Below are 25,432 nucleotides of genomic sequence, written 5' to 3'. Positions count from 1 at the left end.
TCAAAAGTAAAAAACGTAAAAAACACGCGATTCCCCTTAAAAATCACGTGTTAATCTATATCAGGTTCATAAAAAGACATCATCATAATATACACAGGCTCATGACAAACTGTTCTCCAAGTGATCCAATCACTCTTCTCCCCGTATCATGAAAGCCAACTCCTAGATACAGATTTTGTGCAGGAATATTTTGATGGTTAACCCCTAATACGATTTCCTTACAGTTTGGAAAGTAATCCTGTATACATTTTTTTAACAGCGATAAACCTTGTTTGGCATATCCTTTCCCCTGGTTTCTGTAATCTATAGAAAATGCTGTTAAAAGCATCGCATGAGGATTCTCAGAATACTTCTTGACTCGCGATGTCGAGTGCAAGATAAAAAAACCAACAGGAGTCTCATCTTCCACTATAACAAAAGGAAACTGTCCCGATTGTACGTCCAGCACGTTACTTGGCAGGGCGGTAAATTTCTCCTGCTCTTTAGGAAGTTTAAAAGCAAGTAAACCTTCCATATGCTTAGGTTCATATAATTGTAGACTAATATAAATTGGTTGGCTCATTTCCCTACCTCCACTCTTCTGCAAGGATGGCGTAGTAATATTCATCCCACCAGCCATCTCCATTAGGGATACAGTTTTTAAAATATCCTTCCCGTCTCATCCCAATTTTGTCCATCACACGATAGGAACCGATATTTTCAGGCTGACATGTAGCGATAATACGATGTAACTTTAAATCCTCAAACCCATACTGAAGAACCGCTTTTGCAGCTTCGGAGGCAAAACCTTGGTTATAATAATTCGGGTGAAATACCCATCCAATTTCATATGTATGTTCACCAAAGTAAGGATGGAATACAATATGGCCGATAAGCGTGTTATTTTCTTTTAATATTACTGGGTACTTCTCGACCTTCTCCCCTTTATTTTTCACTACAAACTTCTTAGCATCCTCTTCCGTAAAAACCCCTTCTGGTATATACCTCATTACAATGGGATCGGATGTGTATGTATAAACTGCGAGGTAGTCGTTTTCTTCAAATTTTCGAATCGTAAGCCGCTCTGTTTCTATGAACATCGTTGCCACTCCTATAAATCATGATATAAAACTCCTAGACTAAACATTCGATATAAAAGGAAATTTCCCCTTCTTTCTAAATAGTAGAGTTAAAATTCGTTGCTGAATAGTACATAGAATATTAAGATTAACGTAACGAAACCGCGGGGAGGCAAGATTTTATTGCGTAACATGATGTGATTCCTTCATAAAAATAAAAAATAAGGGAGAACAATATGATGAATTTATTTAAGGGGAACTTAGTAAAACTTACTTCGGTTCGACCGGAGGATGCAGCGATTATGGCAACTTGGGAGGAAAACTCAGACTATTTACGTAATCTCGATACAGATATCGCCTATCCTCATTCAGTTGCGGAACTAGAGGAGAATAAAGAACGTAGTCATAATTCAGCCTATTTTCGTTTACGTACAATTGAAGATGACACTTTAATCGGCTTTGTCGTCATCCATTCTATCGAATGGAATAATCGGGTTGGCTCTCTAGCAATTGGAATAGGAGATACAAATTACCAAAACAAAGGCTTTGGTAGTGAGGCACTAGAGCTGATTCTACGTTATGCATTCCATGAGTTAAATCTACATAGAGTCGGTTTGGACGTCATCGGCTATAACGGTCGTGCTATCCGTGCATATGAGAAAGCTGGCTTTGTTGAAGAAGGCAGACTTCGTTCCGCTATTTATCGTGACGGCAACTACTCTGATCGTATTATAATGGGGATTCTGAGATCTGAGTGGGAACAACAACAGGTAAAACTATAGTAAGTCAAAAGAGCCAACGAATGATCGTTGGCTCTTTTGATTTTAAAATGTATGTGCCAAATCCTTTGCTCTAGCGATTGCATTTTCTTTGATTTCTTGTGCTTTTTCTGGCATAGCGGCATGACCTTCAACAAATAGTCCTTCAAACGAAGGTACTCCGTAAAACTGCATGATAATGCTTAAATAACGGTGTCCCATTTCAAAATCTGCAGCAGGTCCTTCAGAGTAAACACCACCGCGAGCTTGGATATGTAACGCTTTTTTATCCGTTAACAATCCTACTGGTCCTTCTGCCGTATACTTAAATGTTTTTCCAGCAACTGAAACAGCATCAATATAAGCCTTCATTACTGGAGGGAACGAGAAGTTCCAGAATGGGGTCACAAAAATATATTTGTCAAAAGACACAAATTGATCTACCAGTTCACCAAGACGTGCCACTTTTTCTTTTTCCTCTGAAGAAAGCTCGTCAAAGCCTTTTCCTGACTGAAGCTTGCCCCAGCCACTAAACACGTCAACATCAATTTGAGGTATGTTTTCTTTGTAAAGGTCTAAATGAACAACTTCATGGTCTGTATTCTTTTCTTTGTACGTGTCAATAAATGCTTTCCCTACAGCCATACTATATGACTGTGTGTCATCGTGTGGATGAGCAGTAATGTAAAGAACTTTCGTCATTTTCTCATCTTTCCTTTCTTCCATTGTTGTGCATTCTAGTTTGTGAGAAAACGACTTTTGTATGCATGTAATTCTTTTTTTATAAAAATAAAAAGGGACGTCCCTTGAATGCCCCTTTCATCCTATTTGGTTCCACTTATAATTAACTTTGCCTTTTCGTAAGGTCTATGTGCCTCCATATACAAATCCTCTGCTATCATCCAATTCTTCTCCCACATATCCCGAGCTTCCTCTCCGTCCCTATCAAGCCCTCTAGCTAATCTTGTTTCACGCGGGCACTCAACCCATATAGAATAATCATACATATCCACCAATTCTTCTCGGAGGGAGTAAACTCCTTCAATAATAACAATTTCCCCAACTGGAACCTGATGCCATTCAGCTAATTGATCGAGATTCCAATCATATCTCTGGTATTTACCTACTCTGTTTTGGCTTAGTGGATTGAGAACTTGGTTAAATAACCGTTTGTAATCAAAATCAGCGCCAATTGGCTTGTTCTTTGGATGATCCTGAATGATTTCTGAGGACGGTAAATAAAAATCATCGAAATGGACAATCGTTACATTCCTACATCTTTCTTCCAATTTCCCAGAAAATGTACTTTTACCAGAACCACCACACCCATCTATACCAATCAGCAAAGTGTTTTGTTTTCTCGGTAACAGATTGATTGAATGGATCAATTGATCAATACTTGTTATTTGCATACTAACACAGCCTTTTATCATTAATGAAATCGTTTTCGATTATACCACTTTTAGAAAATAATGGAACGAAAAAGTATGTAGCTCATTATGAACTACATACCATTCATCTTATAATTCCAACTTGCCTAACTTTTCATATGCCTTTAATCGGGTATGATTATACGACTGCCAAGTGGGATTACTTATATTAAATCGGTCTGCTTTTCTCTGCTTAAGCAACTCTTCTAATCCAGGTATTTGGGCTCCACTTTCATAGAGATCAATAAGCCCCAGTGTTCCGGTATATGAAAGATTATTTAAATAATAAATATCAATTTTTCCGGTTGTTTCATATCTCTTTATATTCTGGTCAACAACAAATTGGTCGATATTTACAATATTAATTCCTACGTAATAGACAAGTGCAGTAATAAAGAAAAAATGAAACAAAGAAAGTTTCTCCAGCCAAATCTTCACAAGCGTATAAGCAAATATCACCATTAGAAATATCATAAACGTATGTGCAAGTACCCTAGTAAACGTAAAGCCGTAAGCCTCCTCGTACATCATCATACGCATAAATGCAGATATAAGTAGGACAACACTTGAAAGAACAAGAATAGATAAACAAACACGGATAAACTTCTTTAAAGAGCCATGGACTGTCCTCGATAATTGGATGGCACCTGTCGTCACGGATAAGTTAATCATAGTTACAAATAGCAATTCAAAAAATCCGCGACGTGCATATTCAGCATACGTATATCCATCCCCTAACGAACCACTAAAAAAGTAAGTAAACTGTACAGCTACAAAAGCAATATACACTAAATCTAATAATAGTATTACTGTCAGTGTAATAACTCCATCCATACCCATGGGTTTAGTTGGGCCTTCCTTTTGGATAATTACATTATTCTTTATGAATAGGGATTGCATAAACCCGAAGAAAGCAAATGTAGAAATAACTACAACCATTGTTCGGAATATCATTTCCTCATTAAAGCTAAATAAAAGAGGAATCTCATTCACCAATTTTTCAAATTGAGCATCAGCAGAGAGGAGCAAATTCAAAACAATAAACAAAAACGGAATAGATAAGGCTATACCGAGGATAATTTTTTTCCAGACTACAAAGTAACCTCTATTCTCTGCCTTTGACAGGTTAGCAACGTATTTGGTAAAGAACACATGATAACGCAAGCCATCGATTATACGTAAGAATGTGTATAGAAAGAAATACATATTATGCCAAATCCTATAATTAGACGAAGTTACTAAGGATAAATGAAAGATTACAAGTGCTGGGATTACTAGAATATTTAATGCGTAGAAAAGCTGCGTGTCGTAAAGAAAGTATCCGACTGATAACATCCAAATACAGATTAATACGAAATATCCAACCCTGTGATGGGAGAACGGAAACTTATGAAATCTCCAGAAAAACACGGCATAGAACAACACAATAAATACAAAATACGATACTCCAATTTGATCTCTAAAAAAAGATTCTTCCCCTACTATTCCTAAAATGAAGCAAAGGGCCAAAAAGATCCAATCCTTTTTAAACAATTTTTCTTCCATCATGGTTTCCCTCCATTATATCGTTTTTCTATATACATAGTTATTCTATGTAGTAGGACAAAAAAAAGCTCAGATTGAAGCTTTTTTTCCCCAGCGATAACTGATAATGCACACTGGGTAAAGTAATAGTGTGAAAAAAATACAGATGACGATAAAGGTTTCAGTTAAAAGTGGGTGAAACCATTCACGTGGTATCAGATGAAAAACCGTTAGAACCATTAAAATAAGATTCGGTATTAATGCTAGCACAAATGTCTTTTTCATTACCCTCTTTCCTTTATGGCCAAATCCTCTTCCAATCTCATATCCTAAAAGAGCCCAGAAGAACATATAAATGCAAGCGATGATGATCGGAAAGGACGTAATATTTTCCCAAAAATTGGTCAGCCATTTCCAATCCAAAACATTATGAGCGAGCGTGAGAACGGCCCCACCAGCAAAGAATATTATATTCACAGCAATAAACAACCACTTCATTCTACTCGGGGTAAAAGAAAGTTCCTCTTTCCACATTGCAGCAATTTCTTCCGGTGTACCGAATCTTCCATAGACCTCTTGACGAATCTCCTCATACTCAAGTTTGTATAAACTTAATAGAAGTTCATCAAGATGCATCTCATATTCAGCTATAATGGATTCCTTCTCTTTGTGGTTTCCAAGGCTTTCTTTCAGGCTTTCTAAAAACTCACTCTTCAGCCGGTCCATGTTTTTTTCTCCCCATCATCTTGTTCATTACTGAAACAAAATCATTCCACTCACGTGTTTTTTCCAGGAGCATCTCTTTGCCTGCATCTGTAATTTTGTAATATTTACGGGCTGGACCTTTCTCCTGCTCTTTCCAGTAACACTCTATATACTCCTGCTTTTCAAGCTTATGAAGCGCAGGATATAAAGTGCCCTCCTTCACTGAAAACTCATTTCCGCTTCTGTTTTCTAGTTCTTTAACAAGCTCATAGCCATACATATCTCGCTCTTCTAAAAGCTGAAGCAACAAGAGCGAAGTGCTGCCTTTCACCAACTCACGATTAAACATCTTCTCACCTACCTAGTTTTTTTAGGTATATAGAAATTCTACAACAGAGTCATTTTATTGTAAAGTGAAATGATTACCCAAAAAAATTCTTGAATAAAGCTAAATGATTTGTTTATTTTGTCGAAATAAATAGTGTATTAGTTTTATTCTCGTTTTAGTCCAGAGGTGTTCTACATTTGAAAATCAATATCCATCTTCGTACATATGTTGCAGCTATATTCGCCCTAGTGATCATAGGATTAACAAGTGTCATAAGTATTGCTATTAGCAATCAATCTAGTGACATATTAAAAAAGGAGATCGGTCATACACTTTCGACTACCGCTTTTCAAATGGCAGATAAACTAGACTACTTCATGTGGTCACGTATTGCTGAGATTGAAGTGATTAGTGAATTAGATTTACTAAAAAACCAACAAAATAATAAAGAAGCCCGTAAATTACTTAATGAAGTTCAATCTAGTATCCCAGCATTCTCATGGATTGGATTAACTGATTCAGACGGGAAAGTCGTTGTCGCTACTAATGATATTTTAACCGGAGTAGATATATCAATGCGGCCAGTATTTAAAGAGGCACTTTCAGGAACATTTATTGGTGACGTGCATGACGCTGTTTTATTAGCAAAGCTACTTCCAAACTCAAATGGTGAGCCCTTACAATTTGTTGATATCAGTAAACCAATTATTAGTAATGATGGGGAATTTTTGGGCGTTTTAGCTTCCCACTTAAGCTGGAAATGGTCTGAGCAAGTGCATGATGAAATTATTTCTCCCTTAAAAGACGAGATGGAGGATGCTCAAGTCTTTATCATTAGTCAAAAGGATCAGACGGTCCTACTTGGTCCAAGAGGTATGGTTGGTACCTCTGTGCAGCTTGGAAGTATAAACAAAGCTAGAAAAGGAAAAACAAGCTGGTTGGTTGAGGAATGGCCAGATGGTGATAAATACCTAACTGGATACTCTTTAGGAGATGGTTATTTAAATTACAAGGGGCTTGGTTGGGTTACGATTGTTAGAATTCCAGCTGAAAAGGCATTTTCTCCTGTAAGAGATCTACAACTTTTTATTATTAAAATAGGAATTGTATCTTCCCTTATCTTTGCATGGATTGGTTGGTTCCTAACAGGATTTGTAACCAGACCACTACAGAAAATCTCTGAATCAGCCAATCAAATTCGTTCAGGGGGGGGGCAGTAGACATTCCATACTATCGAGGGATAAAGGATATTGAATTACTTTCCTCCTCCCTAAAAGATCTGGTTGAATCTCTTATCAAAACTGTCTCTGATTTAGGAAAAATGGAAGAGCTGGCTCACCGTGATAAACTAACAGGACTAGAAAATCGAACTGCCCTGGAGGAATGCATGAAGGTGATTGCAGATGAGGCAAGAAAATCTGGAAAAGCCATCTCCTTTTTATACTTAGATTTAGATGGTTTTAAAATGGTAAATGATTCGTATGGTCACGAAACTGGGGATTTACTTTTAAAAACCGTAGCAAACCGAATGAGGAAATGCTTGCAAGATATAACAGGGTATATTCGATTCTACCGTTTAGGTGGTGACGAATTTCTTGTTATCTACCTACCTGATTTTGATCAATCTATTGAGGAAACAAGCATATCCGCAAATTTGATTTTATCTTCTCTTAACAAAACTTATCATTTAGAAGGGAAGGATATAACGGTTGGCTGTAGTATTGGCGGTGCTATTTGGCCACAGGACGACCCAGATTTATTTACAGTTATGCGCTATGCCGATGAAGCTCTTTATGTATCTAAACGTTCGGGGAAAAATCGGATTACGTTTAAGTCTAGTATATAGATAAGTTCCCCTCTAATCCTTTATAGAGGAGAATTTCTTTTCATGATTTTCACATATATGTCAACTCAATTCCTTCATACTTTTGATCAATTCCCGTTTTTCCAAACTGATAATGGTTATTTCTTTGTCGGTGAAAAAGCTAATCCCTGTAACGACTCTTTTTACTAAACCACCATCGTTAGTATTACTAGTAAGAAAGCATCTACTGTGAAGGGTAGATGCTTTTACCTATTATTCTATTTCCTCGCTATCTAGGATGAATTTAGCCAGACTCATCGCCGATTCCTTAGAGTAGCTATTATACAAACCAGACTCTAATCGGACGGGATCTCCAAAAAAGAATCTTTCATATTGCTTTTGTCTTCCTCCAAAAGCACTTAGACAAACATCCCATGCTAAACGGAACAACTTGGTCCTGTCCCTTGCTTCACATGAGGCCCCCTGTAGATATTGGTTTAAGTCCCCACGTACGGGTGAATCAAAGTCTTTTTCAGTTGGAATGGAAATTAAACCACTTGCTCCTAACGTTTCTAAAATTTCAATAAACCTAGGATATAATCGTGGAAAGCTAGTAATGGCTGCGGACAATGGGTTAACATCAGGAACCATCCTCCCCCTCTTATCAGGCTTTGCGTTTATCTCAGAACTCAACAATAGCGCCTTTAACGTCTCTAAAGCCGAAATGATCTCACTAACTTTTCCTTGAACATGCGAATAACTACCTATATCAATTGTTTCCACAATCATCTGTGCAAGTCCTAATAGAAACTCAGTCTTCACCACCTGACGAGCAGTTGCTTGGTGGAGTAAAAAAGTGAAATACCTCGTTTCACTTGCTAGTTGCATAGAAATGGAGTAATCATTGTACAAAAACACCCGATCCCAAGGCACAAACACATCGCCAAAGACAACAATTGTATCCATTTCCTCAAATCTTGCACCTAGTGGATGGTCAAATTGCGAGGTTCGGTATCGAAAAGATTCTCTACATATAAACCTTAAATTGGGTGTATTACTTGGAATACTAAATGTATAAATAAATGATTCACTGATATACTTTCCCCCGATTGGTAAAACGAGTAATTCATCTGTAATCCCACCTTGAGTAGCTAACAATCTAGCACCTTTAATAATAATTCCATCGCTTGTTTCCTTTACTACCTTTGCAGAAATAGGATGCTCCTCATCTTCAAAATATAACATCGATCGATTCACTTGCGGATTCACAAATGTATGAGCAAAGGTTAAATCATTTTCTCTAGCACGCTCATACATTTGTAATATATTATTTCCCCTTGAAAGTGAATCTTGAAAGTGATCTGAAGCGGTTCCGAGGGCCATTAAGCAAGAGTTCATATAATCTGGTGACCTTCCCATCATTCCTCCTGATAGCTTTGCCCATGCTTGGGTGGAAAGTCTCCTCTTTTCTAAATCCTCTTTTGTTTTGGGCAGCATAAATGACGTTCCAACCCGTTCACCACTTACTGGAGAATTGTAGGTCATTAAATCCATATGATCCTTCTTCATTTGAAAGTCAAAAAGGGCTGCTTTACTTTTCAAAATATCTTTAAACGCCTCATGATTGCAAACATCTGTTATTCTTTTTCCTTCGATCCATATTTCAGGTTGTAGGTGGCGAATTCTCCTTAAGAATTCTTGACCGTTTATTGCAGGCAAAAAAACACCTCCGTTCAAAAGGTTTATAAATTCATATGTATGAACCATGAGATATTGCTTTTCCATATTAAATATATAAAAAGAAGGTTAACCATTATCGTTAACCTTCTTTTTATATATTGTATAATTGACCTATTATTTAACTAATTGTTTGACTAGCTCCCGATTCCGCTGCTTAAACACATCATTATGTGAAGAAACCATTGCCGCTTGCTGAGCATCTGGTTCGATAAACTTTTTCGCTTTGTTCACTGCGTTAGCTGCGTCTTGGAAAGCTCCTGCGATCAAGTTCAGTTTTCCATCGTACTTAAGAATATCCCCGGCAGCAAATAACCCAGGAACTGAGGATTCACTACAAGAATTTCCCTCAATATAAAAATCCTCCAGCATATTAATATGTAGATCGCTGTTTTTTAATAGGCCTGTATCCTGCTCATATCCGTGATTAATTACCACCTCATCAACTGCTAATAGAGTTACTTCCCCAGTAACATTATTCGTAATCTCTACCTGTTCAATTGTTTCTTGGTCGTTTGTAGCTATTAACTTCGTTATGGAAGTGTTACTTAAACAAGTGACTGAGCTATTTTGTAATTGAGAAACTTGAGCTTCATGACCTGACATTTTGTCTTTTCGAAATGTAATATAGACTTTTTTGGCAACAGGCTCTAGCTCATTTGCCCAGTCCAAAGCAGAATTCCCACCACCTGAGATTATTACCGTCTTATCCTTAAATTTCTTTAATGATTTAACGGTATAGCTCAGATTGGATACCTCAAAGCGTTCCGCCCCTTCTATATTCAGCTTCTGAGGTTTAAGAATTCCACTACCAACTGCTATAATCACTGTTTTCGAATAATGAATGTCACCAGAAGAACCTTCTAGCAAAAAGATACCTTCTTTGTTCCGAGAAATCGAAATAACTTTCTCGTTAAGTACTACTGTTGGATTAAAGGTGAGTCCTTGTTCAACTAGTTGCTCGATAAGCTTTGCTCCTGGAACGGGTGTCATTCCACCAACATCCCAAATCATTTTTTCTGGATACACATGAACCTTACCACCTAATTGGGGCTGAAATTCAATTAATTTCGTCTTCATTTCCCTTAAACCACTATAAAAAGTAGAGTACAGCCCTGCCGGCCCTCCCCCAATAATCGTTACATCAAACAGATTCATTTTCTCCATTTCACTCACTCCTATAACCAATCGTTATTGATTATCATTCTCATTAACTATTACTATACGACCTTTTTCATATGATGACAATCATAATATTCAAAAAAAAGAGAAGAAATTCGTTTATGTAAATTAATCTTACAAAAAAATATAAGAACTCTCTTGCCTTTTTCACACTTATTTGGCATGCTTAAGTTATCAGAATATTTCATATAATTATCAAGAATGGATGAAACCAAACATGTCCTTCATTCGTCTAGTTAATATGGCTTCAATTATTTTTTATCAATCATAAGGTTTCTGCTATAATAGGATGATATAGATATTTATTGGAATTTCTCTTATTTTGTTTGAAACATTTTTAAATATATTTTTCAGGAGGTTATCTATGTACGAAATTAAAGACAAACAAAAATTATTTATTTACACAGGTCCTGATGGTTCCGGAAGAAAAACGATTGCAAAAATGGTGGCAACTGCTTTTGACATGGAAACAGTTCTTTCCTATACTACTCGTTCACCACGTCATTACGAACAAAATGGAGAAGATTATTTTTTTATTGATGACATTACTTTCAAGAAAATGGAGGATAATGGAGAGTTTCTTGAAAGTGTAGAAATTGATGGTTTCCATTATGGTATTCGGGAAGAAGATATTGTTAAAGCATTCGAATCACATAATCTTGTTTACTTGACACTAAATCCAGAAGGTACTGAAAAACTAAAGAAAATGTATGGGGACCGTGTTATGCGCTTCTTCATTTACGCAGATCGTGATACGGTTATTTCTCGTCAGCAAGAACGCAAAGATAATGAGGATGTTATTAAACGTCATATGTCCCACTATGACGAAACCATGGCTTATAAAAATAGCTGCGAGCATGTATTTGAAAACTATGATTCACCACAGACTTCATTCCGAATCAGTGAAGTAATTGAGGCCTTCCTTGATCGAGATATGGTTGTTACAGATTATTAATAATAGAAAGGACGATTGAAAAAGCTTAATGCTCCTTTCAATCGTCCTTTTTAATTGGGAACTACTACTTATCCTTAGAAAAACTCTCTAATAGTGCCCTCGGAATATTCAGTTTTCCCTCACTTGCCTGTAAAAGGTTAAACTCGCTTTCAAAGTCATCATCATCGGAATCCCATTTACGTATTTCTTCATGTAAAGTTTCCATTTTTTTATCTAACATCGCTACCGTATCTGCAGCGTTTTTCAGTTCTTTTGATAAATGAGCTGGGACCTCGTTTTCAAATTTGTAATAGAGCTTATGCTCAAGACTTGCCCAAAAGTCCATTCCAATCGTACGAATTTGTACCTCTACATATACATTTTCGATACAATTGGACATAAAAACGGGAATTTTCACAATTAAATGCAAACTTTGATAACCATTTGGTTTTGGATGATTAATGTAATCTTTTTTTTCAATTACTTCAATATCACTTTGATTCTCAAGCATTCTACTTATCTCAAAAATATCAGAAATAAAAGAACACGTAATTCGAATCCCTGCAATATCTTTAATATTTTCCTTGATGCTTGGCAAAGAAAACTCAAGATTTTTCCTCTGTACCTTTTTAAGAATGCTTTCTGGTGATTTAATTCTAGATTTCACATGTTCAATTGGGCTGTAGTCATGTATATATTGAAATTCCTGCTTTAAAATATCAATCTTTGTGTTTAGTTCATCAATTCCAAATTGATATAACATCATAAATCGAGTTAATTCGTTTTTAAACTTTTTTAAAAGCTTTAAGTCAACTTGATTTGAACTCATTCGTTCTATTTCACCCTTTAAGAAAGAAGTATTTAATTCGAGTTTAATGTACACTTCTTCACAAACAATGTCAATTTAAAACCCAAGGACAATTTTGAACGGTTCCTTAATAAAGTCTATCCTTGTAACTTTCCTTCAGTCTTTCCTCAACCGCCTTAGCAGTCGTATTCGGTAAATTCACATGGTCAGAAATGATTGTAGCCACTGAAGGCAATAATCCTTCGTCCTGCCAAGTAGATGGGTCCCATAAACCTGATCGAATAAATGCTTTTGCACAATGAATAAAGCACTCATCCACATCTACAGCTATTCCAACTAAGGGGGTCTTTCCCTTTACAGCCATACTCTCTAGTATTTCTGGATCTTTTATAAGTTTCGCCTGACCATTCACACGCAATGTTTCACCTAGACCAGGGATGAAAAAGATCAATCCCACTCGCGGATTCGATAAAATATTACGCATAGAGTCCATTCTCTTGTTCCCAGGTCTTTCAGGTATGACTAGCTGGGTGTCATTTAACACGTGTACAAAACCAGGCAAATCTCCCCTTGGCGACACATCACAATAGCCTTCATTATCGGACGTAGATAACACTAAAAATGGTGACTTTTCTATAAAATCTTTACAGTGGTGATCAATATAGGATATGCTCTTATTTTTAACCATTTCGCTTGGATAACCCAACATAGACTGCAATTCATTAACTGAATTAATGATTTCTTGATATGTAATCTTTTTCAACGTAACCTTCTCCCCTTCTCCTACACTACCACTTTACTAATAGTTTAATTGTTCGTATGGCAAATGTAAAAAAAACACCCTTACATATCAAGATGCAAGGGCGAGTAATACTATAACAAATCACGAGGGATCTCAGATGTCCACGTTTTGCAAAACACCTGTTCTTCCCCTTCAAATGCGATTAATTCATTTTTTATAAAAAATTTGTCTTTATCTGCGCTCATCGTACTTAAACTTTCAAGCCTAGTCTTCCAATCTCCTCGACCTATATGCAATGTCCATTCACAGGTTACTTTAGCAGATAGGGGGTCTCCATCCTTAATCTGATAGATATTTCTATTTTCACTTCCATACTCAATATCGTTACTTATTAAGTGACGTGCTCCTTCATCAGAATAATCCTCAAGTACCCATTCACCTGTAAGTAAATTATGAGAGATATTACGTGATCGATTTTCTTCTCTTAGAATCTTTCTTGCCATAACGGGAGCAGTTTCCGGTCTATCGAATTCATGAAGAGTGTTATCTAGTGGCGAAGGATTTCGTACAGGTAGCCTCACTTTTGTATTTTTCCCAGAGAATAATTGTAACGTAACTACTTCTCCTGACGGCCATGCATGGGGCCAGTACGTAGGAGACAATGCCACTTGCCATCGATGACCAGCCTTCAACTTATGACCTACTGCATTTAATTGAACTTTTACTGTATAACGCTTCCCTGGCACCAATGGAGTTGGCTCCTCGTGGCTATCTCGGTGTGTTAGATTCAGTAATCCCCAACTTACTAATGTAGATGCCCCATCTTCGTCCACATCACATAGCCGAACAGAAAGTAAAGCATTGGGTTTATTAGAAGAAACTTCTACGGACACTTCTGGAGATCCTAAAATTTCCAGATCATGTTGTAATGGGTCAGAGGAGAAACATACCGCTAAACCATTCTCGAATCGCTGATCTGAGGCTAAATCACCTTCTTGACCAAACGGACACCATACACCCGAATATAATCCATGACTTTGCACACTCGGAATGGTAGCTATTTTTTCCTCTAGTGCCTTTTCGGCAAACTTTCCCTCACCAAACCAGTACTCTTTAAATTGTATATCGGGTGATGGCCACTCTGTCTCAGCCACCCATTTCCCCGGTCTTTCTTTGTAATCCACTTGTGGAGGGACACTTTCTTGAATCCAAGCTCGAAGTAAAGGCTCATCCATCACACCGGTTTCTTTCCCTTTTAACCAGTGGTCCCACCAACGAATACACTCCTGGAGAAATCCAATTGCAGGACCAGGTATAGCTACTTCTGGATACTCATGGGCCCATGGACCAATTAATCCCTTTCGGGGGCCTTCCAATCCTTTGATCAATCGAAAAATCGCATTTGTATAGCCATCTGCCCAGCCGCCAACAGCAAAAACAGGAATAGTAATCTTTGAATAATCCTCACATACGGACCCATGCTTCCAATAATCGTCACGACGTTGATGTTGGACCCACTTTTCTACAAATGGAGGTGTCTTTTCTAAGCGTTCAAGCCATGTACTCTTCCACTCATCCCCAACAATCAGGGGGTCTGCTGGTCGTGCATTGTAGACAAGCATTGTTGAAGCCCACCACAACATATCCGATGCTAGAAGGCACCCCCCCATATAATGTACATCATCAGCATATCGATCATCTGTTGAACACAAAGTAATGATCGCTTTTAAAGCAGGATGCTGTTTAGCTGCAACCTGAAGGCTACTGAAACCTCCCCAGGATTTCCCAATCATACCAACACTCCCTGTTGACCATGATTGCTCAGAAATCCAGCTCAATACCTCTAACGCGTCTTCTTGCTCCTGAACTAAGTACTCATCATAAAGTATACCGTCCGAATCACCAGACCCTCTCATATCTACTCGTATACTAGCATACCCATGTCCTGCAAAATAAGGATGGCGAATTGAGTCTCTCAGCGCTGTAAAATCATTTTTTCGATATGGAATATATTCTAGTATGGCTGGCACGGGATTTTGTTCAGCATCAGCTGGCATCCAAATCCGTGCAGACAACCTAGTACCGTCTGACATGGGTATCCAAATATGCTCTATTTCCTTAATTTCGTGAGTATATTCTGTTTTGATGAAGAGATTAGTATCACGCACATTAAAAACCACGGGAAAACCTCCTTAATAACACTCTTTTTCTATTAAAAACTTTCCTCTTTGTCTGTAAATGAAGACTTTCTTTCAATAAGTTTTCTATCGGGATTTAGAATGTTTTGATCAGTTCCAAAATCCTGCTTTAACCATCTTACTAATGAAATTGCTAATAACAAATAAATAATAATAACAGGAACAGATACAATAACAGACGAAGTTTGAATCACTTTTAGACCACCCACCATTAATAACGCGACCGCCATGACAGCAAGAATTGCCCCCCACAACAACCGATGCCAGCGTGCAGGCTCTTGCTGATCTTTTAATTCTTTTGTAGCAATTGCCGATAAAATGTATGTGGCAGAATCAAGCGATGTAGCTAGGAAAATGAAACCAAGCACGACGAAGAAAATAAGAACTATCTTACTAAGAGGTAAAGTGTTTAATAGCTCTACAACTACAGTTGGACCGCCTTGTTCATTTAGAATTTGAGATATTGGTAAAATATTATTGAGCTCGAGATGCATGGTGTATCCACCAAAGACAGCAAAATAGAGCCAACTTCCTAAAGAACCCCAGAGAAGAATTGAACTAATAAGCTCTTTTATTGTTCTACCTTTGGAAATCCTTGCCACAAATAAACCCATGAACGGTGCTGTGGCAGCAAACCATGCCCAATAAAAAACCGTCCAGGCCTGTGGAAATCCTCCCTTATTAATTGGATCCGTATAAAAGCTCATTTGTACGATATTTTGTAGCATTAAACCAAGGCTATTTGTAAAATATGAGAGGATAAATAAAGTTGGTCCTACAAGTAGAACAAAAACCGCAAGACCTAATGCTAGGTAAACATTAATATCACTTAGCTTACGAATCCCTTTATAAAGTCCAAGATAGGCACTAAAACAGTAAATTGTTGTCCAAATTAAAATAATAACGATACTAAGACCAAGAGATTGCTCCATACCCAAGATTTCACCTATAACAGCTGAAATCATTGGTACACCAAGACCTAATGAAGTTCCTAAACCACCAACTAGACTCCAAATCACTAAAATATCAATTATTTTCCCAATCCATCCGTCCGCATATCTACCTAATGCTCCACGACAAGCTGTACTAATTTTTAACGATGATTGTTTTTTCACGAAGAATGAATACGCTATGGTGACTGTAGGCAACGCATATAGTGACCAAGCGGATATACCCCAATGAAATAATCCATATGTAACGGCCCACTCTGCGGCTTCATTGGTACTGGGTTTAATACCAAATGGTGGTCCAATATAATAATAGATTGGCTCCATAATCGACCAAAACATAATACTTGTTCCCATCCCCGCACAAAAAAGCATGGAACCCCAGCTGAAATTAGAAAATTCAGGCTTCCCTTCCCCCAGCTTTACCTTCCCATACCGTCCGAAAATTAACCATATTAATAAAACAAATAGTCCAACGGTTAACAATTGAAAGGTCCAATCTAACTTATAAGTGATTTCTGTCATTAGGTTGTTTAAGACTGGCTCAGCAGATTCTTGATTCAATACTAATAAAAGCGTTGCAGCAACAATTACTAATAACGATGACCAAAATACCACAGGATCAATTTTCACCTTTTCCATTCATTCATCCCCTTTTTCCATAAAATGTTCTACAAACAGCTTCAAACATGTTAAAATTAAAAATAATCATGATTACTTTTTAATTATGATTATAATAACATAGCATCAATATCAAGACAATATAAAATATTCTGATAATTGATGAACAATATAATTATAATTTGTGAGGAGAATGACTTTTGAATAAAAAAGATTTAAAAAAAAGTAGAATGTGGAAATACTTTATCGACTCAACTGCAGAAATTATTCAAGAGGAAGGCATTGAGAAAATAACCATACGCAAAGTAGCTGACCGGGCTGGCTATAATAGTGCAACAATCTATAATTATTTCTCAGAAGTTTCTCACCTCATCTTTTTTGCATCGATGAAGTTTCTAAAACCGTATACGGATGAAGTTGCTATCTACATGCAAAGGGCAAATAATCCCCTCGATCAATACATATTGGCTTGGGAGTGCTTTTGTAAGCATTCATTTGAGACTCCAGAAATTTTTAATGCTGTGTTTATTATGGATTTGGGTGAAAATCCTGAAAAGCTACTAAAGGATTATTACAAAACTTATCCTAGTGACTTAATTAACATCCCAGAAGAACTTAAACCAATCTTATTTGAAAGAAACGTCTCCAAGAGAGGAAGGTCCGTACTAGAATCTGCTAGTAAAGCTGGGTATATCAAGGAAGAAAATATTGATGCAATTAATGAAATTACTATTCTTATATGGCAAGGAATGTTTACGAATATCTTAAACAATCGGAGAACATATAAATTAGATGAAGCTGCAACAATAACAATGAATTATATTACGGAAATTGTTCGAAACGAAAAAATGTTTGAATTTAATCAAATGAAAAACACATCTGATTGAGGTCAGATGTGTTCTCATTTTAGTCTTGGTTTTCTTCTATTTGCTTTTTCGTTTTCTTTCTTTTTTTCATGGCCTTCAACAAGAAACCCCCTCTAAATGTTTTCGGTTCATAGGCGATTATGAACGCATTGGGTTCAAATTGCTGAATCATGTCATATAGACCTTCTTCTTGGTTTCTCTTGGTTAAAACCTCTAGCTTGTAACGGATTGCTTCAATACCTTCTCCTTCGTAAACAGTCACGCCATAGCCCTCTTTACGAAGCTGATCAACGAGTTTCATATTTTTATTTGTTAGAATTACTTGAATCGTTGTATAACCTATCGCCAATGCTTCTTCAATTCTAGAACCAATGATAATTCCTATTCCAAATCCTATTGCATATACTAGCATTACAATCACATTCTGTTCGCCATTGAATACGATTGACAGCCCGAATATGTATATAAGAGACTCAATTAATCCTAAAAATGCTGCTTGCATCCTCAACCCTTTTACAAGGAAAATTGTTCGTAGTGTAAAAGTCGGAACGTAAACTAACTGAAGAACCAATACAAGAATAATATCCTTAACCATACACATTCCTCCTTACATTTTCACTCTGCCAAGTCTAACGAAAAAAAGTGCCTCTGTAAATACCCTAGAGTATCTACATTCATTTCCCTAACATGGATATAATTAAACCTAATATGTGTTAATCAAAAGGGAAGCCTGTCCCTTTCAATCGAGACAAGCCTTTTCATTGTTTATTAGGCCTGATCCGCTTTCACTGTTTGATTTCTTCCATCCCCTTTTGCTCTGTATAAGGCTTGGTCAATCAAATTAAATAACTCGTTGTGGTGGCTGGCGGTGTTTGGCATGTTTCCTACACCGACCGAGATTGTGACCGCTTTACCAATGGGACTGATTGTTTCCTCAGTTGTTTTCCTTATGCGTTCAGCAATTTGATACGCTTCTTCTATGGTAGTATTCGGTAGGAGTATCAAAAACTCTTCACCACCATAACGGAAACATATGTCACATTCCCTCGTTTGTTTTTGAATTAAACCAGATAAAAACTTTAATACTTCATCACCCATTAAATGACCATACGTGTCATTTACCATTTTAAAATGATCAATATCAAACAGGATAATCGAATACTCATTAAATTCATGAATTCGCTTTTGTAGAGTTCGACGATTAAACAAACCGGTTAGAGGATCTAACGTGGCTTCATTTTCAAACATTTGAATTTGTGATCGGTAATGGTCTACCATTAAAAACATCGTATGCTTTAATTCATTCACTTCAAAATAATCTTCAGGGATTTCCGGTCTTTTAGTGGTTGTTTTTTCAGCCACTCGATGTGCATACTGTGCTAATTCACGGAGTGGACTCACAAATTTTTTCAAAAGATAAACCGATATAAAGAAAACTAGAATAACAAAGGGAATTGTAACCTTACCAACTTGCTTCACTAGGTCTAAAGAAGGTTGAATATAAGAATTCTTCGGTGTTTGGCTGACGATTCCCCAATCACTCGTTCTCACATATGCATACCCAGCTAGCATTCTAGTCCCTTTGGAGTTAGTTATTTCTATTCTACCATCCTTGCCCTCTACGACTCGTTGGACAGCACCATTTTCAATCACATTATCGCCGATCCGAGCTTCTTCAGGATGATAGATAATGTTTCCCTTTGAATCCACAACATACACATATAAATCGACGGCATGATTCGGATGAAAACTTAACGTATCTTTAATGCTATTTTCTTCATCTAAATAAATGGTTCCTCCAAGAAAACCAAAATACTCTCCCTGTATATCAAAAACCGGCATGGAAACAAGTATAATTAATTTATTTGTAACCTTGCTTATATAAGGCTGGGAGATAAGCGGCTTTCTTTTGCTAATTGCTTCATTGACCCCATGAGTATCAATCTTTGTTCCCTCTAAATCAAGATGGGGAGCAGAACGTATAACTTCCCCTTCTTTATCGACTAAAAAAATCGAGTTAAAGAAGTTGGTTGAACTTAGTACTTGGCTTAATTCTTCAGATAAAAGGTCACTATTTTTAGTAAGTGGATAAATGGAAATGGCACTGACTTCAAGCGTTTGCAACATATTTTGAAATAGTAAATTTGTCGTATCTGCAAGCTTTTCTGCGTACACTTGGTTTTCACTTAGATATCCTTTTTCTCTGTTTTCCTTACTAACGACGATACTCGAAATCATTACACCTAGATATGTTCCAAGCATTGCAAAAGCTATTAATAGTAAGATAATTGATTGCAAAGTAGTTTTTCTTTTATTCATCTGTTTCTCCGCATAGATATTCTGTGTCAATTTCTATATCGGATAGAATTTAATATTTTTAATGTCTAACCTGTGAAAAATAAAAGCAGACACGCTTTGACTGCTTTAATAGCATTCTTACCGGAAAACCTTCGATGGTACATCAAAGATTTGCCATAGAGATAGGATAAATATAAAAGAAACCGCCCAAGCTAGGATTGGTCTACGATAATGGATCCATAAAACCAAAAACATAACCATATTAAATACTATCGACCATTTTATGTTCCACCCATTCGTATATGTAATGAGACCTGTTTTATAGTCGATCCCTTCGTTAATCATGTACAGACAGGTCCATCCTAATAAATATAATATCTGCTTGCTAAGTTTGTCCTTCGGGAATTTGGATAAATAAATGAGTGCAGTGGCCGGGTATTTAATCAACATTACAGATAAAGAGATATGCGTATTCGTGAGTCCTGCTTGTCTATCGATTTCAGGTGGATTGTATCGCCACATTGGATAAAGATCTGATAATAAATACAAATAAATAAAATCTCCTATAATAAAAAATAGAATAGTTGGGTAGTACTTTTGCCAGTTCTTCCAGTCCCCCCATTTCCACATCGCGAAAATCCAGACGGACGCATAGAGTACATTTACCATGATCTAGCATCTCCTATTTACATACATTTTTTAGGAGATTACCCCTATAATTCGAGTCTTTCCATAACAAAAGAATTTTACACAACAGATAGCACAGTTGACTCCCTGTGCTACTTTCTCATTCAATTCGACTCCTTTATTCTTTGACTGACCTTTTCTCCTAAAAATAAAACTATACCTGGGAAGATTGCATAAAAATAAGGGTCCCAACAAACAAAAACCTTTAGGATTCTGTTATGTATTAGAAAACCACTAATGGACAAAAGCGCAACTAGTAAGAAAATATATTTCCCCCATCTATATCTTAACTTTAGCTTGGCCAAAGCCGTTATGAGAAGGCCAGAGCCTATATAGTAAATAGCTGCAAATGCATTTGTGTCCTGAAACACATTCTCATACCACCCTAAATCGTAATAACGATTTGATAAAAACATGATTGGAAGCATATGAATTGTTCCTAAAATTGGACTAATAATTAAGAACAATAACAAAAAGTGGCGAATACCTTCTTGTTTTTCCAACAACCACCGGTACAACAATTTAATTATTGGAAAATAAAAAAATAATAGTCCAAAAAAGGTAAACTCAATTCTCCACCAATTATGCTGATATATTTTAAGCTCTAGAAATAACCATTCAATCCCTACGAGTAGTACTGAAAAGAAAAGTGACCAACCCCAATTTTTCCCCTGCGTTGCTAGAAACACACCGATAACTGGTAAGACAAATGCATTTGAGGCAATTGCTCCCATGTTGCTATCATACGTAGGATTACTAGGAATAAAATGAGGGTAATACACATAACAATGCAAAATGTTATATATAACCCCCTCTATGATATAGCCAAATCCAGTAGTGGCTAGCAATAGTAAAAATACTGGATGATTGCTTTTTTTGTAGTAAGTGTATATAAACAGAAGGCTACTTGCGGCCACTAACGCAAGATACCAGATGGAATGATAATCCATTAGTGACCACTCCTTCTCTAACTCCTTTCTATACATTATTCCAAATTTCGACAAAAATCTTCATTACTCTTAAAAAAATCCCACTTGAATTTGGTTCTTTATTTTCTAGGTATGATATAGCCATTTTCGATTTTCTGAAATCCAATTTTCGGGTAATACTCCATGGCTATTGGTGATGCCAAAAGGAGTAAGGATATATCATCTCCTAACTGTTCATGAACACGTCTTACAAGCTCTTTTCCAATCCCTTTTTTCTGATAATCTCGATCAACCGCTAAATCTGATAAATAACAGCAATAGCTAAAATCAGTAATTGCTCTTGCAATGCCTACAAGTGTCCCACCCTCCCAAGCTGTGATCGTAATATCCGCTTGGTCAATCATTTTTTGTAGTCTCGGAAGGTCCTCGACGGGTCTTCTTATGCCAGATTTTCTAAAAACGGCTGCCAGCTCCTCTGCAGAGATTGTTTTACTTTCTTCATAGTGTATCGTTGTCATCTTTTTCATCTCCTTTTTTTATTATTTTATCCATCTACTGACCATCACTAAAGTGTCAGATATGTTATAATTGACCATGCCAGTTTATATGAACAGGAGGGACATACCTATTCTTGAAATTACACTTTCTTTTGATTCTAATAGCTCGGAGCCCCTCTACTTACAGCTTTACTCTTTTTTTAAGAAAGAAATTGTTGAGGGGAGACTGATTCCTGAAACAAAATTACCTTCAAAAAGAAAGCTATCTACCCATTTGCAGATTAGTCAAACAACCGTTGAGAGCGCTTATCAGCAATTAATAGCTGAAGGATATGTCAAGAGTGAACCGAGAAAGGGATTATTTGTGACTCAACTTGAAATGGGGTTTTTCAATGAAAAAGAGCGCACCTCACCCCATGACAAACTACAGAAGAATCCTATCGTTAATCCAATCAAAGTAGACTTCGGTCACGGAAACATTGCTCGAAATGAGTTTCCGTTTCCCACTTGGCGTAAACTGACGGTACAAAGTCTTTATGAAGACGAAAGCCACCTCTTATTAAGTGGGCATCGTCAAGGGGATCTTCCTCTCCGCGTCGAAATCGCCAAATATCTATACCAATCCCGCGGGGTTCAATGTGAACCTGATCAAATTCTAATTGGTGCAGGCACACAATATATGGTTACTTTTCTTACGATGCTCATTGGACGAGATAGAGTATATTCAATGGAGAATCCAGGTTTCCACCGCACTCGAGAGGCATTTAAGGACCAAGGTGTCAAGCTTTTAGGCATTGAATTAGATCAAGAAGGTATAAAAATGGAAGATTTAGTAGCCAGTAAAGCTAGCGTAACGTACGTGACCCCCTCTCATCAGTTTCCAATGGGAATGGTAATGCCCATCTCAAGGAGAATGGAGCTATTGAAATGGGCACACGAAACGGAGAGTTATATTATTGAGGATGACTATGACGGGGAATTTCGTTATACAGGAAAACCGATCCCATCGTTACAAGGTCTAGACAAGCATGGACGGGTGATTTATCTTGGCACCTTTTCAAAATCATTGATTCCGTCTTTGAGAATTAGCTTCATGGTCCTTCCACCTACTCTTCTTTCGCGGTACCAAGATCGTTTTTCGATCTACAAACAGACCGTATCAAGACTGCATCAACAGACGTTGTACTTGTTTATGAAAGAAGGTCACTGGAGTCGTCATTTGCAAAAAATGAGAAACACTTATAGGAAAAAACAGACTGTTTTGCTCGCTCTCATTACCGAAAGGTTAGGAGAACACGTAACAGTAATTGGAGTAGATTCAGGACTACATATTTTACTCAAGGTACATAACCACATGACCGAAAGTGAACTAATTAGTCATGCTGAAAAAATGGGGGTTAGGGTGTATCCTACATCTGTTTATTATGACGGCGATCCTCATCCCAATATTCCCATGGTTTTGCTAGGATATGGTGGCGTATCGGAAAGAGAAATGCAAACAGGAATTCATTTATTACAAACAGCTTGGGAGCTATTTTAGCTCCAGCTGAATTTTATTAATTAATGCCTCATAAAACGTTTGATCATGTGGGACAAACTGTTCCTTATCAACAGATTTTTCATAGAAAGATCTCTCTCCATTTTCCACTTCAAAGCCTTGCATTGGAATCTGCTCCTTTTCATTCTTCCAAAGAGCTACAAAGTCACTAAACTTCATTCGGTAAATCCCTGCGACTTCTTCTTCCTGAAGAATAAACGAATCCCATTGAACATTTTTCATATGTAAAAAGACGTGAGCCAACTCGTTATCGAATAACGGTTCCATCTTAACCGAATACTTGAGAATCCCTAGAAATAGCAGGTCATCCATTTCAACGGTCAATCCTATTTCCTCTTCCACTTCACGAATTCCATCTTCAACTGTCTCATTTGCAAGTAAATGACCTGCTGCTGTAATATCCAAAAGGTTCGGATAATCTTTTTTCTTTGAGCTTCGTAGCTGAAGAAATATATAGTCTTCCCCCTGCTCCTTTTCCATTAGCCAATAGTGAAACGTCTCGTGCCAATACCCCTTTCCATGTATTTCAGCCCGCGTAGCTACACCTATTGGCTCATGGTCTTCATTAAAAATCCGCAACAGTTCTGATTCCATAACAACTCTCCTTTTGACTAAATAATACATCCATTTTATCACCACTTGGACGTGTATTACTATTTCAGCATTTCTTTCATTGTGATATATTAGCTGATAGCAACTAGATTTAGGAGGAAACGTATTGACTAGAAAGACCCAGATAATTACCATCATATTTACCTTTTTACTGATGTCCAACCTCCCTTTACAGGCATGGGCACATAATGGGTCAAGAGATGAGCTTGGAGGACATTTTCGACGAGCTGATTGTGTCTACTTGTTACATGAACCAACTGAGCTTGCGAAAAGTGCCTCAAATATGTCAGAACTCATTACCTTCATTAAGGTGCATAATAGTAACTCAACATGTTCGAGTGGATTATCAGAAAACAATGTGGACCTTGGAGGGTATACTTTTTCAAAAAGTAGTGTGGCTAGCGCATCAACATTAACAAACGGCCCATTGGAATTAGGAAAAACATACAAAGCCACGTTGGAAAAATGCACTGACGGAGACACCGCTACGTTTACGATTAACGGGGCGTCCTATAAAACCAGATTTTTATACATTGATACTCCGGAGAGCACAAACCAACAGGAACCTTACGGAAAAGAGGGAAGTGACAATTCGTGTTCCTTATTATCTAAAGGTGAAATTACCATTGAAACCGATGGCCCTTCTCTTTATGACAAATATGACCGTTTGTTAGCCTGGGTTTTTGTGGATGGAAAGCTTCACCAAGAAGAAATTACGAAGGCTGGTTTAGTTGAAGATTTTTACGATTATGGCACATATAAATACGAAGACCGTATAAATGAAGCGATGCTAGAGGCCAAAGCCAATAAGGTTGGAATATACACAGTTAAAAATGAGGAAGAGAATATTCATGAGGACTCTTCTAAGGAAGTAGTCGCACCTACCAATACGGAAAAAAACGACGCTTCCACTGAGGAGAACATGGAGCAAAGACAACCGATTGAACCCGAGCAAAGCAGTGGTTTAACTGGCCTAGGGATCTTTGCTTTAGCAACCGTATTTCTCTTTTTTATGTTCCCTCGTTTTAGCAGGAAGAGAGGGATTCAACCACTTCTAATTCATAAAATGTGGACAAAAAACCTCTGGGTCAATGCCTTGCTCCTATTCCCTGTTTATACTGCTTTATTTTTCTTCGTACTAGTAATCCTAGTCATTGAAGTGATTCGTTTTATAAAGATAAGAGTATGACCACCAAAGAGGTGGTCATT

General features: G+C 37.2%; 26 protein-coding genes. 7 read left to right on the top strand and 19 right to left on the bottom strand.

Annotation, left to right across the window (positions count from 1 at the left end; all coding sequences use genetic code 11):
* Window positions 1–82: 82 nt before the first annotated feature.
* Together BKO01S_RS08035 and BKO01S_RS08030 are read right to left on the bottom strand one after the other, a co-directional pair.
* Window positions 83–562 carry a GNAT family N-acetyltransferase gene (locus BKO01S_RS08035; RefSeq protein WP_066051499.1) on the bottom strand — a complete coding sequence of 160 codons (480 nt, stop codon included), beginning with the start codon at window positions 560–562 and terminating at the stop codon, window positions 83–85.
* A 4-nt stretch (window positions 563–566) separates the two neighbouring features.
* The gene (locus BKO01S_RS08030; protein WP_066051496.1) at window positions 567–1,079 is read right to left on the bottom strand and encodes a GNAT family N-acetyltransferase; all 513 of its coding nucleotides are present in this window, start codon (window positions 1,077–1,079) and stop codon (window positions 567–569) included.
* 218 nt (window positions 1,080–1,297) lie between these two features.
* On the opposite strand from BKO01S_RS08030, the gene BKO01S_RS08025 reads away from it, so the two are divergent.
* The gene (locus BKO01S_RS08025) at window positions 1,298–1,840 is read left to right on the top strand and encodes a GNAT family N-acetyltransferase (protein WP_439951035.1); all 543 of its coding nucleotides are present in this window, start codon (window positions 1,298–1,300) and stop codon (window positions 1,838–1,840) included.
* A 42-nt stretch (window positions 1,841–1,882) separates the two neighbouring features.
* On the opposite strand, the gene BKO01S_RS08020 is transcribed toward BKO01S_RS08025, so the two are convergent.
* From BKO01S_RS08020 to BKO01S_RS08000, 5 genes are all read right to left on the bottom strand, one after another.
* Window positions 1,883–2,518, bottom strand: a complete 636-nt coding sequence (locus tag BKO01S_RS08020) for an FMN-dependent NADH-azoreductase (protein ID WP_066052042.1) — start codon at window positions 2,516–2,518, stop codon at window positions 1,883–1,885.
* Between the two features lie 122 nt (window positions 2,519–2,640).
* Entirely contained in the window at window positions 2,641–3,228 is a 588-nt protein-coding gene (locus BKO01S_RS08015) for a uridine kinase family protein (RefSeq protein WP_066051489.1), read from the bottom strand.
* Between the two features lie 108 nt (window positions 3,229–3,336).
* Entirely contained in the window at window positions 3,337–4,794 is a 1,458-nt protein-coding gene (locus BKO01S_RS08010) for a DUF4153 domain-containing protein (protein ID WP_232311198.1), read from the bottom strand.
* Between the two features lie 66 nt (window positions 4,795–4,860).
* Window positions 4,861–5,496 (bottom strand): HAAS signaling domain-containing protein, encoded by a 636-nt coding sequence (locus BKO01S_RS08005; RefSeq protein ID WP_066051486.1) that lies wholly within the window; start codon window positions 5,494–5,496, stop codon window positions 4,861–4,863.
* Entirely contained in the window at window positions 5,477–5,824 is a 348-nt protein-coding gene (locus BKO01S_RS08000; RefSeq protein ID WP_066051483.1) for a PadR family transcriptional regulator, read from the bottom strand. The genes BKO01S_RS08005 and BKO01S_RS08000 overlap by 20 nt, the downstream gene beginning before the upstream one ends.
* 176 nt (window positions 5,825–6,000) lie before the next feature.
* Here BKO01S_RS08000 and BKO01S_RS07995 point away from each other — a divergent pair, with 176 nt between their 5' ends.
* Both BKO01S_RS07995 and BKO01S_RS07990 read left to right on the top strand, forming a co-directional pair.
* Entirely contained in the window at window positions 6,001–7,023 is a 1,023-nt protein-coding gene (locus BKO01S_RS07995) for a cache domain-containing protein (protein ID WP_066051479.1), read from the top strand.
* Window positions 7,024–7,124: 101 nt separating this feature from the next.
* Window positions 7,125–7,649, top strand: a complete 525-nt coding sequence (locus BKO01S_RS07990; RefSeq protein ID WP_084362011.1) for a GGDEF domain-containing protein — start codon at window positions 7,125–7,127, stop codon at window positions 7,647–7,649.
* A 231-nt stretch (window positions 7,650–7,880) separates the two neighbouring features.
* Here BKO01S_RS07990 and hpaB read toward each other — a convergent pair whose 3' ends face one another.
* Both hpaB and BKO01S_RS07980 read right to left on the bottom strand, forming a co-directional pair.
* Window positions 7,881–9,326 (bottom strand): 4-hydroxyphenylacetate 3-monooxygenase, oxygenase component, encoded by a 1,446-nt coding sequence (gene hpaB / locus BKO01S_RS07985; RefSeq protein ID WP_157077329.1) that lies wholly within the window; start codon window positions 9,324–9,326, stop codon window positions 7,881–7,883.
* Between the two features lie 135 nt (window positions 9,327–9,461).
* A complete protein-coding gene (locus tag BKO01S_RS07980; RefSeq protein ID WP_066051470.1) occupies window positions 9,462–10,511 on the bottom strand; it encodes an NAD(P)/FAD-dependent oxidoreductase in 1,050 nt (349 codons plus the stop codon).
* Window positions 10,512–10,890: 379 nt separating this feature from the next.
* Between BKO01S_RS07980 and BKO01S_RS07975 the strand changes: the two genes are divergently transcribed.
* Complete coding sequence (locus BKO01S_RS07975; protein WP_066051467.1) at window positions 10,891–11,481, top strand: guanylate kinase; 591 nt, start codon at window positions 10,891–10,893, stop codon at window positions 11,479–11,481.
* Window positions 11,482–11,545: 64 nt separating this feature from the next.
* On the opposite strand, the gene BKO01S_RS07970 is transcribed toward BKO01S_RS07975, so the two are convergent.
* The 4 genes from BKO01S_RS07970 to BKO01S_RS07955 form a co-directional block, all read right to left on the bottom strand.
* Window positions 11,546–12,289, bottom strand: coding sequence for a GTP pyrophosphokinase (locus tag BKO01S_RS07970; protein WP_066051464.1), 744 nt, complete (start codon window positions 12,287–12,289; stop codon window positions 11,546–11,548).
* A gap of 106 nt (window positions 12,290–12,395) precedes the next feature.
* Entirely contained in the window at window positions 12,396–12,977 is a 582-nt protein-coding gene (locus BKO01S_RS07965) for a pyridoxamine 5'-phosphate oxidase family protein (RefSeq protein WP_066052036.1), read from the bottom strand.
* A 164-nt stretch (window positions 12,978–13,141) separates the two neighbouring features.
* On the bottom strand, window positions 13,142–15,190 hold the full coding sequence (locus BKO01S_RS07960) for a CocE/NonD family hydrolase (protein ID WP_157077328.1): 2,049 nt from the start codon (window positions 15,188–15,190) through the stop codon (window positions 13,142–13,144).
* A gap of 32 nt (window positions 15,191–15,222) precedes the next feature.
* Complete coding sequence (locus BKO01S_RS07955; protein ID WP_066051461.1) at window positions 15,223–16,797, bottom strand: BCCT family transporter; 1,575 nt, start codon at window positions 16,795–16,797, stop codon at window positions 15,223–15,225.
* 179 nt (window positions 16,798–16,976) lie between these two features.
* On the opposite strand from BKO01S_RS07955, the gene BKO01S_RS07950 reads away from it, so the two are divergent.
* On the top strand, window positions 16,977–17,663 hold the full coding sequence (locus BKO01S_RS07950; protein WP_232311197.1) for a TetR/AcrR family transcriptional regulator: 687 nt from the start codon (window positions 16,977–16,979) through the stop codon (window positions 17,661–17,663).
* Between the two features lie 19 nt (window positions 17,664–17,682).
* Here the strand turns inward: BKO01S_RS07950 and BKO01S_RS07945 are convergent, their stop codons facing one another.
* The 5 genes from BKO01S_RS07945 to BKO01S_RS07925 all read right to left on the bottom strand — a co-directional run bounded on the left by BKO01S_RS07945 (window position 17,683) and on the right by BKO01S_RS07925 (window position 22,083).
* Window positions 17,683–18,237, bottom strand: a complete 555-nt coding sequence (locus BKO01S_RS07945; RefSeq protein ID WP_066051459.1) for a DUF5698 domain-containing protein — start codon at window positions 18,235–18,237, stop codon at window positions 17,683–17,685.
* A gap of 173 nt (window positions 18,238–18,410) precedes the next feature.
* Window positions 18,411–19,961, bottom strand: coding sequence for a sensor domain-containing diguanylate cyclase (locus tag BKO01S_RS07940; protein WP_066051456.1), 1,551 nt, complete (start codon window positions 19,959–19,961; stop codon window positions 18,411–18,413).
* Window positions 19,962–20,078: 117 nt separating this feature from the next.
* Window positions 20,079–20,609 (bottom strand): CBO0543 family protein, encoded by a 531-nt coding sequence (locus BKO01S_RS07935; protein ID WP_066051453.1) that lies wholly within the window; start codon window positions 20,607–20,609, stop codon window positions 20,079–20,081.
* A gap of 122 nt (window positions 20,610–20,731) precedes the next feature.
* Window positions 20,732–21,577 carry a hypothetical protein gene (locus BKO01S_RS07930; protein WP_066051450.1) on the bottom strand — a complete coding sequence of 282 codons (846 nt, stop codon included), beginning with the start codon at window positions 21,575–21,577 and terminating at the stop codon, window positions 20,732–20,734.
* A gap of 98 nt (window positions 21,578–21,675) precedes the next feature.
* Window positions 21,676–22,083 (bottom strand): GNAT family N-acetyltransferase, encoded by a 408-nt coding sequence (locus BKO01S_RS07925; RefSeq protein ID WP_084362010.1) that lies wholly within the window; start codon window positions 22,081–22,083, stop codon window positions 21,676–21,678.
* Between the two features lie 67 nt (window positions 22,084–22,150).
* Between BKO01S_RS07925 and pdxR the strand changes: the two genes are divergently transcribed.
* Entirely contained in the window at window positions 22,151–23,593 is a 1,443-nt protein-coding gene (gene pdxR / locus BKO01S_RS07920; RefSeq protein ID WP_232311196.1) for a MocR-like pyridoxine biosynthesis transcription factor PdxR, read from the top strand.
* Here pdxR and BKO01S_RS07915 read toward each other — a convergent pair.
* Window positions 23,585–24,205, bottom strand: a complete 621-nt coding sequence (locus BKO01S_RS07915; protein WP_066051444.1) for an NUDIX hydrolase — start codon at window positions 24,203–24,205, stop codon at window positions 23,585–23,587. The genes pdxR and BKO01S_RS07915 overlap by 9 nt on opposite strands.
* A 124-nt stretch (window positions 24,206–24,329) precedes the next feature.
* Between BKO01S_RS07915 and BKO01S_RS07910 the strand changes: the two genes are divergently transcribed.
* A complete protein-coding gene (locus tag BKO01S_RS07910; protein ID WP_232311195.1) occupies window positions 24,330–25,412 on the top strand; it encodes a thermonuclease family protein in 1,083 nt (360 codons plus the stop codon).
* Window positions 25,413–25,432: the final 20 nt, after the last annotated feature.

The sequence above is a fragment of the Robertmurraya korlensis NBRC 107688 genome, from assembly GCF_001591645.1.
In the GTDB taxonomy this organism is placed as follows: Bacteria; Bacillota; Bacilli; order Bacillales; family Cytobacillaceae; genus Robertmurraya_A.
The sequence above is the reverse complement of the archived record's forward strand: the minus strand, read 5'-3'. Positions and strand labels throughout refer to the sequence as shown.

Bases quoted from the DNA above. Each gene is read 5' to 3' on its own strand.
- BKO01S_RS08035 (WP_066051499.1), bottom strand. From the start codon at position 562: ATGAGCCAACCAATTTATATTAGTCTACAATTATATGAACCTAAGCAT.
- BKO01S_RS08030 (WP_066051496.1), bottom strand. From the start codon at position 1,079: ATGTTCATAGAAACAGAGCGGCTTACGATTCGAAAATTTGAAGAAAAC.
- BKO01S_RS08025 (WP_439951035.1), top strand. From the start codon at position 1,298: ATGAATTTATTTAAGGGGAACTTAGTAAAACTTACTTCGGTTCGACCG.
- BKO01S_RS08020 (WP_066052042.1), bottom strand. From the start codon at position 2,518: ATGACGAAAGTTCTTTACATTACTGCTCATCCACACGATGACACACAG.
- BKO01S_RS08015 (WP_066051489.1), bottom strand. From the start codon at position 3,228: ATGCAAATAACAAGTATTGATCAATTGATCCATTCAATCAATCTGTTA.
- BKO01S_RS08010 (WP_232311198.1), bottom strand. From the start codon at position 4,794: ATGATGGAAGAAAAATTGTTTAAAAAGGATTGGATCTTTTTGGCCCTT.
- BKO01S_RS08005 (WP_066051486.1), bottom strand. From the start codon at position 5,496: ATGGACCGGCTGAAGAGTGAGTTTTTAGAAAGCCTGAAAGAAAGCCTT.
- BKO01S_RS08000 (WP_066051483.1), bottom strand. From the start codon at position 5,824: ATGTTTAATCGTGAGTTGGTGAAAGGCAGCACTTCGCTCTTGTTGCTT.
- BKO01S_RS07990 (WP_084362011.1), top strand. From the start codon at position 7,125: ATGGAAGAGCTGGCTCACCGTGATAAACTAACAGGACTAGAAAATCGA.
- BKO01S_RS07980 (WP_066051470.1), bottom strand. From the start codon at position 10,511: ATGGAGAAAATGAATCTGTTTGATGTAACGATTATTGGGGGAGGGCCG.
- BKO01S_RS07975 (WP_066051467.1), top strand. From the start codon at position 10,891: ATGTACGAAATTAAAGACAAACAAAAATTATTTATTTACACAGGTCCT.
- BKO01S_RS07970 (WP_066051464.1), bottom strand. From the start codon at position 12,289: ATGAGTTCAAATCAAGTTGACTTAAAGCTTTTAAAAAAGTTTAAAAAC.
- BKO01S_RS07965 (WP_066052036.1), bottom strand. From the start codon at position 12,977: ATGTTGGGTTATCCAAGCGAAATGGTTAAAAATAAGAGCATATCCTAT.
- BKO01S_RS07955 (WP_066051461.1), bottom strand. From the start codon at position 16,797: ATGGAAAAGGTGAAAATTGATCCTGTGGTATTTTGGTCATCGTTATTA.
- BKO01S_RS07945 (WP_066051459.1), bottom strand. From the start codon at position 18,237: ATGGTTAAGGATATTATTCTTGTATTGGTTCTTCAGTTAGTTTACGTT.
- BKO01S_RS07940 (WP_066051456.1), bottom strand. From the start codon at position 19,961: ATGAATAAAAGAAAAACTACTTTGCAATCAATTATCTTACTATTAATA.
- BKO01S_RS07935 (WP_066051453.1), bottom strand. From the start codon at position 20,609: ATGGTAAATGTACTCTATGCGTCCGTCTGGATTTTCGCGATGTGGAAA.
- BKO01S_RS07930 (WP_066051450.1), bottom strand. From the start codon at position 21,577: ATGGATTATCATTCCATCTGGTATCTTGCGTTAGTGGCCGCAAGTAGC.
- BKO01S_RS07925 (WP_084362010.1), bottom strand. From the start codon at position 22,083: ATGAAAAAGATGACAACGATACACTATGAAGAAAGTAAAACAATCTCT.
- pdxR (WP_232311196.1), top strand. From the start codon at position 22,151: ATGCCAGTTTATATGAACAGGAGGGACATACCTATTCTTGAAATTACA.
- BKO01S_RS07915 (WP_066051444.1), bottom strand. From the start codon at position 24,205: ATGGAATCAGAACTGTTGCGGATTTTTAATGAAGACCATGAGCCAATA.